This window comes from Balneola sp. (genome assembly GCA_002694685.1).
GTDB lineage: Bacteria > Bacteroidota > Rhodothermia > Balneolales > Balneolaceae > Gracilimonas.
Window position 1 is genome coordinate 1 of record NZMW01000005.1, and the last position, 12,995, is coordinate 12,995.

A 12,995-nucleotide genomic window follows, 5' to 3' on the forward strand; every position below is an offset into this window, starting at 1 on the left:
TTCCACCCGTTCCCATCCCGAACACGGACGTTAAGCCCTGCAGCGCCGATGGTACTGCACACGCGGTAGAGTAGGTCGTCGCCTTCTTTATTTTTTATACAACCCTATACCTAAACAGGTGTAGGGTTTTTTTATGTCTTTAACCGACGCTTACCTATAATTGGTTAAATACAGGAATGAACAAAATTTGCTTTATTCGCCAATATAATTTGCTCATCTTTTTTTCATTATATCAGCCTTTTAAATATATTCGATAATCGGAATAATTAGTATTTAATATGGTTTTCTATGATATCGACTGACTTTACTTTTTCAAGTTGGGCAAAATTTGTGCAAAACATTTATATGGAGTAGTGTGTAGAATTAGAGTATTATGGGGCAGTTGTTTTTTGTGGGAGTAAGTGGTGTTGATTAAGTAATACTAAACTAATTCGGTTGTGTATTTCTACATGTAACCAAAAGAAGACTTTTAAAAAATAAATTATTTATGTCTGACAAATTATTTAGTCTTAAAAATAAGCTGGCAATAGTGACGGGTGGTGGTACAGGATTAGGTTTTGGTATCACAAAAGCTTTTGTAGAGGCCGGTGCTAAAGTAATAATTACAGGGAGATCGGAAACCGTTCTTAAAGATGCATCGGGTGAATTAGGTGACCAAGTAAGCTATATAGTAAGTGATGTCTCGGTTGTTGAAGAGTTACCGTTGTTTGTAGAAAAAGTAGAGTCTGAATTTGGAGAGATAGACACATTGGTTAACAACGCCGGCATAAATATGAAAAAGCCTTTAACTGAAGTCACAGATGCCGAATTCCAGAATATAATTCAGACTAATGTAAATGGATTATTCTCGTTAACAAGAGAAGTTGCTAAGGGAATGAAGAGGAGAAAAAGAGGCTCTATAATAAATATTACCTCAATGGCCGCTATTTATGGAATCCCAATGGTTACTGCATATACCACATCAAAAACTGCAGTACTTGGGATGACAAAGTCCTTAGCTGTTGACTTATCTCCAGAGGGAATACGAGTTAATGCTATTGCTCCTGGCTTTATTGATTCACCAATGCTTAGAAAAGCCTTTGATTCTGACCCTGACCGTGAAAGAAGAGTGTTAGAACGTACACCAATGAAGAAATTAGGAGAAGCAAGAGATATTGCAATGGCAGCCGTGTTCCTTGCTTCAGATGCAGCGAAATTTGTAACGGGTGTAAATTTACCTGTAGACGGAGGGAATTCAATTGGCTTTTAATTCAAACTATACAAAAAGGTTCTTCACTTCAGTACTGCTAGTTATCGGGTTGAATCTATTTAGTAATCTATATGCGGAAGATGGCTATGAAACCTGGCTTAGATATGAGAAGATAGATTCTCCTGAATTATTAAAGGAATACAGATTATTATTTAAGAATGTCATAGTTAAAGGCGAAAGCCAGACTATGAAAGTAATCAGTATAGAGTTGAAAAAAGGTTTGTCCGGTTTATTGGGAAAGAATATTGAATTCAAATCTTTGATAAATAGCAGTGGGAATTTAATTATAGGAACTCCTACTACCTCTGAATTTATTGCTAATGCCGGTTTAGAAAATGAACTGGCAAAGATTGGTGATGAAGGATTTATCATTCGAAATGTAAAGAGCAATGGTAAAACGGCTATTACAGTAGCGGCAAACTCTGACATTGGGACCTTGTATGGTACTTTTCATCTTTTAAGAATGATTCAAACACATCAGAGTTTTGAAAATATATCTATTACATCTTCTCCGAAGATACAGCACAGGGTTTTAAACCATTGGGACAACTTGAACCGGCTTGTAGAAAGAGGTTATGCAGGTCTTTCACTATGGGACTGGGGAACTCTTCCCGAATATAAAGATCCTCGATATACTGATTATGCCCGTATCAATGCCTCTATGGGAATTAACGGTACTGTTCTTAATAATGTAAACGCTGATGCTCGTATCTTAACTGATCAATTCCTGGATAAAGTAAAAGTACTTGCAGACATCTTCAGACCCTACGGAATAAAAGTTTTTATCTCAATTAACTATCAGGCTCCGATTACTATTGGAGGTCTCGATACAGCTGATCCTCTAGACGAAAACGTAAGGGCATGGTGGAAAGAAACAGCGAATGATATATATAGCCGTATTCCTGACTTTGGAGGATTTCTTGTTAAAGCGGATTCCGAAGGTCAACCCGGACCGTTTAAGTACAATCGGAATCATGCAGAGGGAGCGAATGTATTGGCAGAAGCTGTAGCCCCACATGATGGTGTAGTTATCTGGCGAGCTTTTGTTTATAGCCCTGAACAAACAGATCGATTTAGAGAAGCCTACGATGAGTTTCTTCCGCTTGATGGTAAATTTAACAAGAATGTGATTCTCCAGGTTAAGAATGGCCCAATTGATTTTCAGCCGAGGGAACCTTTCTCGCCGTTGTTTGGAGCAATGAAGGAAACCAGTACCATGCTGGAGCTTCAGATAACACAGGAATATTTTGGTTTCGCAAACCACCTGGCCTACATGGGTACCTTATTTGAAGAAGCTGTAGATGCCGATACTTATGCCAAGGGCGAAGGCTCGACCGTAGGCAAGGTAATCTCCGGCGAAGTTTTTGATTATGAGCATACAGGAATTGCCGGAGTAGTGAATTTAGGAACAGACCGAAACTGGACGGGGCATCCGTTTGTGCAGTCGAGTTGGTATGCCTTTGGTAGATTAGCTTGGGACTATACTCTAAGTGCTGATCAAATTGCAGATGAATGGCTCAAAATGACTTTCACAAATAACAATGAGTTTGTTGAGCCAATCAAAGATGTTATGCTGAAGTCGAGAGAGGCTGGTGTCAACTACAGATCGCCATTAGGTCTAACCCATTTATATGCTCAGGGCCATCACTACGGACCTGCCCCTTGGACTTCTGATCTCCCGCGACCAGACTGGACAGCGGTATATTATCATAAGGCAGATGAAGAAGGCTTAGGCTTTGACAGAACCGAAACAGGATCCAACGCCATTGAGCAATATAATCAACCACTCCAAAGTCAGTTTAGTGAAATAGAGACCACTCCGGAAGATCTGTTATTATGGTTCCACCATGTTAGTTGGGATTACGAAATGGATTCCGGAAGAAACCTTTGGGAAGAATTGGTGCATAAATATTATGCCGGTGTAGATACGGTGCGATGGATGCAGGAGCAGTGGAATAGCATAGAGGGCTTGATTGATGATGAGAGATTCAAACATGTAAAAGCACTTCTCAAAATTCAGGAAAAAGATGCCGTCCGGTGGAGAAATTCATGTGTGCTATACTTCCAGACTTTTTCACATCAACCAATACCGGAAGGCTTGGAAAAACCCGAGCATGATTTGGAATACTATAAAAAACTTGAACAAACAGAATATGTACCTGACCCCAGGTATTATTAAAGCAAAGGAAATTTATGCGTGATCTCGTTCTCCTATTAATAGGTTTATTTTTGGCCGTTGGTTGTACTCAGAAACAACAAACTGACGGACTAAAAGATGCATATAAAGATGACTTTTATATAGGTGCCGCTGTAAATACTAGTCAATATTCAGGGCGGGATGCCAGAGCCCTTCCTATCCTAAAAGAGCACTTTAATTCAATTACTCCTGAAAATGATTTGAAGTGGGAGAATATCCATCCGGAACGGGATACCTATAACTTTGAAGAAGCTGATAAGTTTGTTGAATTCGGAGTACAAAATGAGATGTTTATCGTTGGGCACACTTTGGTCTGGCACAGCCAAACTCCGGATTGGGTTTTTGAAGATGAAGAAGGAAATCCAATTAGCAGAGAAGAACTACTGGCTCGAATGAAAGATCATATCTATACCGTAGTTGGCAGATACAGAGGTAAAATTGATGGATGGGATGTAGTAAATGAGGCTGTGAATGATGATGGTACAATCCGGGAATCACCTTGGTATAATATCATTGGAAAAGATTATATAGCCAAAGCATTTCAGTTTGCACATGAAGCCGATCCTGAAGCTGAGCTTTATTATAATGATTACAACCTTCACCTACCGGATAAAGCAGATGCTGCTGCCGAATGGGTCAAAGAAGTTCAGGACAGTGGAGTCAGGGTTACAGGAATAGGAATGCAAGGGCATTATGGACTCGATTATCCAACTAAAGAAGCGCTGGAAAGAAGCATTAATTTATTTGGTGAGCTTGGCATTGTAGCTATTACTGAATTAGATATTGATGTGCTTCCTTCACCATTTCAATACACCGGAGCGGATATTAGCAGGAGGGCAGAACTTAGGGATGAACTTAATCCATACACAGAAAATTTACCCGACTCTATGGTGCAAAAACAGACCGACCAGTTTAAATTGCTCTTTGAAGTATTTCATAAGCAGTCTGATGTGATTAACCGCGTAACAACCTGGGGTGTTACCGATGGGGATTCATGGAAAAATGGCTGGCCAATGCCGGGTCGAACTAATTATCCGCTGTTGTTCGATCGTGAAGGAAATCCAAAGCCGGCAGTTGAGGCGTTGAAAGATATAGCAACTAACTAAATGCTTAGTTAGGATTTACCGAGAGGTAATGGAGTAAGGAATAATAGTCAGTGATTAATTAACATCTTAAAAACACCCGAATGAAAAAAGAACGTGCAAAAATAGGCGTAGTAGAAAAAATTGGATACAGTGCGGGTGATGCAGCCTCCAATCTATTCTTTCAAACATTTGTCAACTACCTGCTCTTTTTCTACACAGATGTGTTTGGGATTTCGGCGGGTGTAGCAGGAACCATGTTTTTGGTTACCAGAATATTTGACGCGGTGACTGACCCGATTATGGGTATTATTTCAGATCGTACAATATCTAAGTACGGTAAATTCCGTCCTTATTTGCTCTGGCTGGCTGTCCCTTTTGCCGTTGTTGGATTCTTTATGTTTGTCACTCCAGACTTCGGGGACACTGGAAAGATCGTTTACGCGTATATCACTTACACATTGATGATGGCGATGTACACGGCTATTAATGTTCCTTATGCAGCTCTTATGGGTGTTATCACTCCTAATTCAATCGAAAGAACCGGGATTTCATCGTATCGATTCGTTGCGGCTTATTGTGGTTTATTAGTTGTGACAGGTCTTACAGAGCCTTTGGTTGGTTTCTTTGGTGATGGAAATGAACAGGTAGGGTGGATGTGGACAATGGGGCTTTATGGCTTAGTTGCAGCCGGCTTATTCTTATTTACTTTCTTTACTACAGAAGAACGGGTCGAGCCGCCCAAGTCGTCAAAAATAGATATCAAAACAGACGGAAAAGATTTGTTGAATAATCTGCCTTGGCTTTTGATTGCCGGTGCAACTGTTTTCCAGTTGATGTATGTGGTAATTAAAGGGGGGACTACTCCGTACTATATTGACTACTATTTGGGGGAGCACTCGGTAGGGTTTCTGGAAATGGTAGGAATTAGTCCTGGAATATCTTCTTTCCTAACAACAGGGGCTCTTGCTACTTTATTAGGAGCGTTATGCACCAAGTTTTTATCTCAAATGTTTGACAAGAAGAAGACATATGTGGGAGCTCTGATGTTGAGTGCAATTTTTTGCCTTCCGTTCTTCTTGTTAGATGAGTCCCAGACAGATCTTATTTACATCAGTAATATTTTATCTGGGTTTTTCTTTGGTCCGGTTTCAGTATTACAGTGGGCAATTTATACAGACACTGCAGACTTTGGTGAGTGGAAGTTTGGGCGCCGTGCTACAGGTTTGATTATGGCAGCGTCTCTTTTTGCACTTAAGATGGGTGTTGCCCTTGGTGGGGCTTTAACCGGTTGGGTGTTAGGTTACTATAACTTTCAGGCAAATGAGGTGCAAACTGATGAAACCATTTATGGCATAATATTTTTAATCGGTGTTGTAGCCGCTGTAATTGGCGTGCTTGGGGCTTTGCTTATGACGTTTTATCCACTTGATGGAGATAAAATGGAAGAGATTGAAATTGAGCTTGAAGCTCGTCGAGGAGAGTTGGATACGGCAACTCCAACAACGTAAATTAATAAAGTCATCTAGATCAAAAAGAGATTAAAATGAAATCCATACACTCAATGAGTTTGAGGTCAAAAACCAGAAGCGTCTTTATATTGGTCATTGTTATCTTCGGTTTAAGCTTACAGGCGTGTACCCAACAAGAAGAACAAACCCAATCTTTGTATAAGGCTTATGAAGATGCTTTTTTGATTGGAACTGCTTTAAATCGGGCTCAAATATTTGCTAATGCACCGGAGCTCACCAGAGATACTGTACGTGCTGACCGAAGAGGATATTTTTATTCTAGAGAAATCATCCCTGATCCAGAAGGACTTGAATTAGGTCTAAAACACTTCAATGTTATCACTCCAGAAAATGTGATGAAGTGGGAAGAAATACATCCAAGTCCGGGAGTATATAATTTTGAAGCAGCTGACCGGCTAGTTGATATTGCTCAGCAAGAAAGCAAAACAATAGTCGCTCATACGTTGGTTTGGCATAGTCAGGTGCCGGACTGGGTCTTTGAAGATGAAGACGGGGATGAGTTGACTCGGGAAGCGTTACTCAATCGAATGAAAGATCACATTCAAACAATAGTTGGCCGCTATAAAGGAAAAGTCTATGGTTGGGATGTGGTAAATGAAGCATTTAATGAAGATGGCAGCTTCAGAGAATCTCGCTGGTTTGAAATTATTGGTGAGGATTTCATCTCGAAAGCATTTGAATATGCTCATGAAGCTGATCCGGATGCACAGTTATACTATAACGATTACAATATGGAGAATCCTGAAAAAAGGGCGGGAATCATCAAACACCTTCAAAAAATGTTGGATGAAGGCGTGCCTGTTACCGGTGTGGGATCGCAAAGTCATTATAGCTTAAGAAACTTCCCGGAGTTTTCAGAGATAGAACAATCCATTATTGACTTATCATCCCTTGGGGTTGATGTGATGATTACAGAACTGGATTTAAATGTATTACCGTCAGCCTGGAGTGAAGACGGCCCCACGAAGGAAGGGACAGATATTTACCAGGATGGACTGCCGGAAGAAGTAGAGGAAGAGTTCACGAAAGTACACAAAGACCTTTTTGAGCTATACCTTAAACATAGCGATGTTTTAACCAGAGTTACATTTTGGGGTGTTTCTGATAATGGTACATGGCTCAACTACCTGCCGACTGAAAGAGTTAATTATTCATTGTTATTTGATCGGGATAATCAGCCAAAGCCGGCATTTCATGCTTTAATTGATGTAGCAAATAATCATTTCAAAGTTCAAGAATAGGAATAATGTCAACTATTGAGTCCGCAAAAGTAATTGTATGCAGTCCTGGCCGTAATTTTGTTACACTTAAAATCTATACGGACCAAGGAGTTTATGGTCTTGGAGATGCTACATTAAATGGACGTGAAAAAGCTGTGGTTTCATACCTGGAAGACTATGTAATACCATGCTTAATCGGTCGCGATCCATCAAGGATTGAAGACATTTGGCAGTACCTTTATAAAGGGGCTTACTGGAGAAGAGGTCCGGTAACCATGTCTGCAATAGCTGCAGTTGACATGGCACTTTGGGATATCAAAGGAAAAATGCTTGATACCCCTGTCTATAATTTACTGGGAGGTAAATCCCGGGAAGCGATTATGGTGTACGGTCACGCTAATGGTAAAGATATTGCTGAAACGGTAGATGAAGTCGGCCGTCATTTAGATGAGGGCTACAAGGCAGTAAGAGCACAAAGTGGAATTCCGGGTATTGAAAGCACTTATGGCGTTTCAAAAACAAAAGACAATTATGAGCCTGCGGTAAGGGGTGATCTGCCCAAAGAAAGCTTATGGTCTACAGAAAAGTATCTGAATTTCATCCCAAAGTTGTTCAAGGAATTGAGAGATACTTATGGAGACGAACCTCATTTTCTGCATGATTGTCATCACCGTTTAACACCCATAGAAGCTGCCCGGCTCGGTAAAGATTTTGAGCCATATCATCTTTTTTGGATGGAAGATTGTACTCCGGCTGAACTTCAGGAAAGCTTTAGAATTATTCGGGAGCACACCACTACTCCATTAGCCGTTGGTGAAGTATTTAATACAGTGTGGGATGCTCAGTTATTGATCTCAGAAATGCTTATAGATTACTTGAGGACATCAATAGTAAGGGGTGGGGGGATTTCGCATATGAAGAAAATTGCTTCATTTGCTGAGATCTATCATGTACGAACCGGGTTTCATGGTGCTACAGACTTATCACCTATTACCATGTCGGCTGCTCTAAATTTCGATTTATCGATAAATAATTTTGGCATTCAAGAATACATGCCCCACAATGAGTTGACTCAAGAATTATTCCCAAACAGCTATCAATTTAAGGGCGGTTTTATGTATTTGGAAGAGAATAAACCTGGATTAGGAGTAGACATTGATGAAGAAAAAGCCTCAAAATATCCATACGAACGAGCTTATCTGCCGGTAAACAGAAAAGAGGACGGTACACTTTTCAATTGGTAATTTTTTTCACAAACGTGTTCTTTTTTTTCTTAGAAATATTCAAAAAACTCTTTCTTGAATAGTATCAGAAGGGAATGTGTTAAGTATTGTGAAAAATGTACTTTTTAATCCATTATATTTTACACTATTTTTGAGCAAATATTGCCCAATGTAAAAAGCACAAAATGAAAGTTACTTTAAAAGATATTTCTGAAGCTACAGGTTTTTCTGTATCAACAATTTCTCGAGCCATTCGGGGTGAGGGGCGTATCTCTGAAAAAAATAGAAGAAAGATTTTAGCTTCAGCTCACAAGTTGGGTTACCCGCTTCCTACGAACGGAAGAAAGCTTCCTAAGAATCAGCCACCAAATATTGCGCTGATCACTCAGTTTCACCCCGGTGAATTTTACGCTTCGTTTTTTAATGGATTCACAGAGGCTGCTCGGGAAAAGGGAATAACAGTTAGTCTTTTTAGTGTAACACACGACATTGATTCAGTCGGCTCTTTAATTGAAAAATTACGCTTATTAGGATATGCAGCGGCTGTGATTTTTGTACCTCAGCTAAAAGAAGAACAGTATTTGCATATTTTACATGCCACTCCCAAAGACTTCCCAATTATCTCATGTTCTAATATTGACAACTCCGTTCTTGATACGGTGACTTTTGATGCATACCAAGGAGCAATTTTAGCTGCAAGGCATTTATATGAGCAAGGCTATCGAAAACTTGGAATTATAGAAGGACCACATGTAATGCCGGAAGCACGTTTCAGGACAAACGGTTACACCGATTTTGTTAAGAGTCATGATGACGTGAGTCTGGTCTGGGATTATAAAGGAGATTATAGGTTAAATGCAGGAATTGAAGCCTTTCACGCATTTGAAAAATTAGAAGAAAAACCTGAGGCTATATTTACTGCAAATGATGCAATGGCACTTGGGTTTATGGAGACTGCACGCGAGGCAGGGTATAAATTTCCGGATGATATTGCACTTGTAGGTTACGATAATCTTCCAATGTGCGAAAATCATTATCCAAAATTGAGTTCAGTAGAAACTAATTACACAAGGCTTGCAGAAAATACCATTGATACTTTGCTAAACCGCTTGGAAAAGCCTGTGAATCATCAAGGTATTGTAAGCTTGGTGCCGGTTTCGTTAAAAGTACGTCAGTCTAGTACACGAGTCATATCTAAAGAATTAGTCGAAGACAACTGAGCAAAATTAACGCAAATTTTAAAAAAATTTGCTCACTCAGTTTCTTTTTTTCCTCTATTTGGATAGATTGTTTATTCAGAGTAAATATTATTTATGCCGATTAGAGTTATTTAAAGCAGTAAATGCCGTGGGGATTGAAATCTTCTCCGCACATTTATTTGAGCAAATTGTTGTTTGATAATGCACAAAAAGTTGTTTTAGTGCTCATCTTTTTGTTATAGTTTCTTGGAGCTCTTGGAATAAATTTTAAAATAAAAGAGGAACGTAGGATGTACTTGGGGATTGACCTTGGTAGCTCATCAATTAAATTATCTTTATTAAGTACTGAACTGGGATCAGTTGTCGCATCTGTAACCTATCCGGAAGTAGAAATGAAAATTGATGCTCCTAAACCGGGATGGGCAGAACAAGATCCTGAAGTCTGGTGGCACAATTTTCTTACCGCCTACAAGAAGTTGCTTTCAAAACCGGATGTAAATTCCGAAGCAATTAAAGGCATTGGAATATCTTACCAAATGCATGGCTTGGTAATGGTTGACGAAAATCAAAAAGTCTTGCGCCCCTCGATTATTTGGTGTGATAGCCGTGCAGTAGAAATGGGGAATAAGATATATGAAACACTGGGGCAGTCTTATTGTCTCAATCACTTGCTAAATTCGCCAGGTAATTTTACGGCTTCAAAGCTGGCTTGGGTAAAAGAAAATGAGCCTGAAATCTTTAGCAAGATGGATAAGTTCATGTTGCCGGGTGATTTCATAGCAATGAAGCTCAGTAAGAAAGTTACGACTACAGAAGCAGGATTTTCTGAGGGTGTTTTTTGGGATTTTGAAAACCAAGAACTAAATGATGAGCTTTTAGGTCACCTCGGTTTAGAGGAGCATGTTATTCCTGATACGGTTCCTGCAATAGGCGGTAATGTATCCGTTGATTCTGAAGTTGCACAAGATTTGGGATTGAATGAGGATGTAAAGATCAATTATCGCTCTGGGGATCAACCCAATAATGCTTTTTCATTAAATGTTTTAAATCCAGGAGAAGTTGCGGCTACAGCAGGTACATCCGGGGTTATTTATGCTGTCACTGATAAAAATGTGCATGATAGAAAATCACGCATAAATACATTTCTGCATATTAATAACACGGTTGAGCAAAGGAGGAATGGAATCCTTATTTGCATTAACGGGACAGGTATTTTGTATAGCTGGCTAAGAAAGCTCCTAAACACATCAAAAAGTAATTTGCCTTACAACCAAATGAATGAGCTTGCCGGTCAGGTTGAAGAAGGAGCAGAGGGTGTGCGGTTTTTCCCATTCGGTAATGGAGCTGAGAGAGTGTTGGAGAATGAAGTAGTAGGAGCACACTTGTTGAACATGGATTTCAATCAGCATGACTCGGCTCATATAATCAGAGCCGGATTAGAAGGAATTGTTTATGCTCTTAACATTGGCTTTGAAATGTTAGCTGATATGGATGTGCCGGTTGAGACCATTCGTGTTGGGCATTCAAATTTATTCTTAAGCAGCGCTTTCCGTCAGATATTTGCAAACGTCACAAATACAACCCTTGAGTTGTATGATACTGATGGAGCTGCCGGTGCTGCAAGGGGAGCTGCATTAGGGGATGGGTTTTATGAAAATGCAGAAGAGGCCTTTAAGTCACTGAAAAGGATTGAAGTCATTAAACCGGATGAAAATAAAGTTAAGGTTTACAAAGACCTTTATGCAGAGTGGAAGACCACACTTGATGAAATTATTCAAACAGAAGACCAAGCAGTTGCTGTTTGAGATAAAGAATTAATATTAATTTATACACTAAGTTTATGAAACCGTTGATTGGAGATAAGGAATATTTCAAGAATGTTGGCCAGATAAAGTATGAGGGTCCTGAATCAGATAACCCTTTAGCTTTTAAATATTATGATGAAAGTAAAAAAGTGGCCGGTAAAACCATGAAAGAGCATTTCCGTTTTGCGGTGGCTTACTGGCATACCTTTTGTGATAACGGTACCGACCCTTTCGGTGCTGCAACACATCATCATCCCTGGGCTACAAGTACCGATCCCATTGAGGCAGCAAAAGCAAAAATGGATGCTGCTTTTGAATTCTTCACAAAGCTTGGTGTTCCCTACTATTGTTTTCATGATGTGGATGTGGTTGAACTTTCAGAGGATATTCTGGAAAGTGAGAAGCGTATTCAGGATATGGTTGAGTATGCAAAAGAAAAGCAGAAAGCTTCAGGTGTGAAATTGTTGTGGGGTACAGCAAACATGTTTTCCCATCCTCGTTATATGAATGGTGCTGCTACAAACCCGGATTTTGATGTTCTTGCATATGCCTCTTCTCAGGTTAAACATGCGCTGGATGCTACAATTGAACTTGGTGGGGAAAACTATGTTTTCTGGGGCGGCCGCGAAGGATATATGAGCCTTTTAAATACCATGATGAAGAGAGAGCAGGATCATCTTGCTAAATTTCTTGAAGCAGCCAGAGACTATGGCCGGAAGAATGGATTCGAAGGTACTTTCCTGATTGAGCCGAAACCCATGGAACCAACCAAACACCAATATGATTTTGATGCGGCTACAGTAATAGGATTCTTGCGTCACTATGGACTGGATAAAGACTTTAAACTGAATATTGAAGTGAATCACGCTACGTTGGCGAGTCATACTTTTCAGCATGAACTGCAAGTTGCAGCCGATGCCGGGTTATTAGGCAGTATTGATGCAAATCGTGGCGATTATCAAAACGGTTGGGATACAGATCAATTTCCTACAAGTATTTATGAAACAGTTGAGCAACTTTTGGTTATTCTGGAGGCTGGAGGGTTTACTACCGGAGGTATTAATTTTGATGCCAAAAGAAGAAGAAATTCTACGGACTTAGAAGACCTCTTTATTGCTCATGTAGGAGGAATGGATGTTTTTGCACGTAGTTTGTTAGTAGCAGATAAAATTTTGACTAAATCTGATTACAAGAAGCTACGTACTCAGCGTTATTCATCATTCGATTCAGGAAAAGGAAAGGCATTTGAAAACGGAGAGCTAACTCTGGAAGACCTTCGCGCTTATGCAATTGAGAATGGTGAGCCTAAAAGAACCAGCGGTAAGCAAGAGCTGTTTGAAAATATCATTAACCAGTACATATAGTTAAAAAAGCGATTTCAGTCATTTTACACTTTTGGGTTAAATTAGCGCTGAAATTATGCGCACAAAAAGAATCCATGCAAAGGTTAAAATATTTAACATTGCATGGGTTTTTTTATGGGATAGA

Annotated in this window: 9 protein-coding genes and 1 rRNA gene; all 10 read left to right on the top strand. The window is 39.7% G+C overall.

All coding sequences use genetic code 11. From position 1 onward, the window contains the following. A 5S ribosomal RNA gene (rrf, locus tag CL667_09085) occupies nucleotides 1–87 on the top strand; the annotation flags it as partial. A 400-nt stretch (nucleotides 88–487) separates the two neighbouring features. Next, nucleotides 488–1,249 (top strand): 3-oxoacyl-ACP reductase, encoded by a 762-nt coding sequence (locus CL667_09090; protein MAL17856.1) that lies wholly within the window; start codon nucleotides 488–490, stop codon nucleotides 1,247–1,249. Next, nucleotides 1,239–3,428 (top strand): alpha-glucuronidase, encoded by a 2,190-nt coding sequence (locus CL667_09095; protein MAL17857.1) that lies wholly within the window; start codon nucleotides 1,239–1,241, stop codon nucleotides 3,426–3,428. Before CL667_09090 ends, CL667_09095 begins: the two co-directional genes overlap by 11 nt. Nucleotides 3,429–3,442: 14 nt before the next feature. Next, the gene (locus CL667_09100; GenBank protein ID MAL17858.1) at nucleotides 3,443–4,552 is read left to right on the top strand and encodes a 1,4-beta-xylanase; all 1,110 of its coding nucleotides are present in this window, start codon (nucleotides 3,443–3,445) and stop codon (nucleotides 4,550–4,552) included. Nucleotides 4,553–4,632: 80 nt separating this feature from the next. Continuing rightward, on the top strand, nucleotides 4,633–6,039 hold the full coding sequence (locus tag CL667_09105; protein ID MAL17859.1) for an MFS transporter: 1,407 nt from the start codon (nucleotides 4,633–4,635) through the stop codon (nucleotides 6,037–6,039). A gap of 53 nt (nucleotides 6,040–6,092) precedes the next feature. Then, nucleotides 6,093–7,301 (top strand): 1,4-beta-xylanase, encoded by a 1,209-nt coding sequence (locus tag CL667_09110; protein ID MAL17860.1) that lies wholly within the window; start codon nucleotides 6,093–6,095, stop codon nucleotides 7,299–7,301. Between the two features lie 5 nt (nucleotides 7,302–7,306). Continuing rightward, complete coding sequence (locus CL667_09115; protein MAL17861.1) at nucleotides 7,307–8,524, top strand: bifunctional D-altronate/D-mannonate dehydratase; 1,218 nt, start codon at nucleotides 7,307–7,309, stop codon at nucleotides 8,522–8,524. Between the two features lie 164 nt (nucleotides 8,525–8,688). Continuing rightward, the gene (locus tag CL667_09120; protein ID MAL17862.1) at nucleotides 8,689–9,723 is read left to right on the top strand and encodes a hypothetical protein; all 1,035 of its coding nucleotides are present in this window, start codon (nucleotides 8,689–8,691) and stop codon (nucleotides 9,721–9,723) included. A 269-nt stretch (nucleotides 9,724–9,992) separates the two neighbouring features. Then, nucleotides 9,993–11,507 (top strand): carbohydrate kinase, encoded by a 1,515-nt coding sequence (locus tag CL667_09125; GenBank protein ID MAL17863.1) that lies wholly within the window; start codon nucleotides 9,993–9,995, stop codon nucleotides 11,505–11,507. Between the two features lie 35 nt (nucleotides 11,508–11,542). Continuing rightward, nucleotides 11,543–12,871, top strand: coding sequence for a xylose isomerase (xylA, locus tag CL667_09130; GenBank protein ID MAL17864.1), 1,329 nt, complete (start codon nucleotides 11,543–11,545; stop codon nucleotides 12,869–12,871). Nucleotides 12,872–12,995: the final 124 nt, after the last annotated feature.

Bases quoted from the DNA above. Each gene is read 5' to 3' on its own strand.
- CL667_09090 (MAL17856.1), top strand. From the start codon at position 488: ATGTCTGACAAATTATTTAGTCTTAAAAATAAGCTGGCAATAGTGACG.
- CL667_09100 (MAL17858.1), top strand. From the start codon at position 3,443: ATGCGTGATCTCGTTCTCCTATTAATAGGTTTATTTTTGGCCGTTGGT.
- CL667_09105 (MAL17859.1), top strand. From the start codon at position 4,633: ATGAAAAAAGAACGTGCAAAAATAGGCGTAGTAGAAAAAATTGGATAC.
- CL667_09110 (MAL17860.1), top strand. From the start codon at position 6,093: ATGAGTTTGAGGTCAAAAACCAGAAGCGTCTTTATATTGGTCATTGTT.
- CL667_09115 (MAL17861.1), top strand. From the start codon at position 7,307: ATGTCAACTATTGAGTCCGCAAAAGTAATTGTATGCAGTCCTGGCCGT.
- CL667_09120 (MAL17862.1), top strand. From the start codon at position 8,689: ATGAAAGTTACTTTAAAAGATATTTCTGAAGCTACAGGTTTTTCTGTA.
- CL667_09125 (MAL17863.1), top strand. From the start codon at position 9,993: ATGTACTTGGGGATTGACCTTGGTAGCTCATCAATTAAATTATCTTTA.
- xylA (MAL17864.1), top strand. From the start codon at position 11,543: ATGAAACCGTTGATTGGAGATAAGGAATATTTCAAGAATGTTGGCCAG.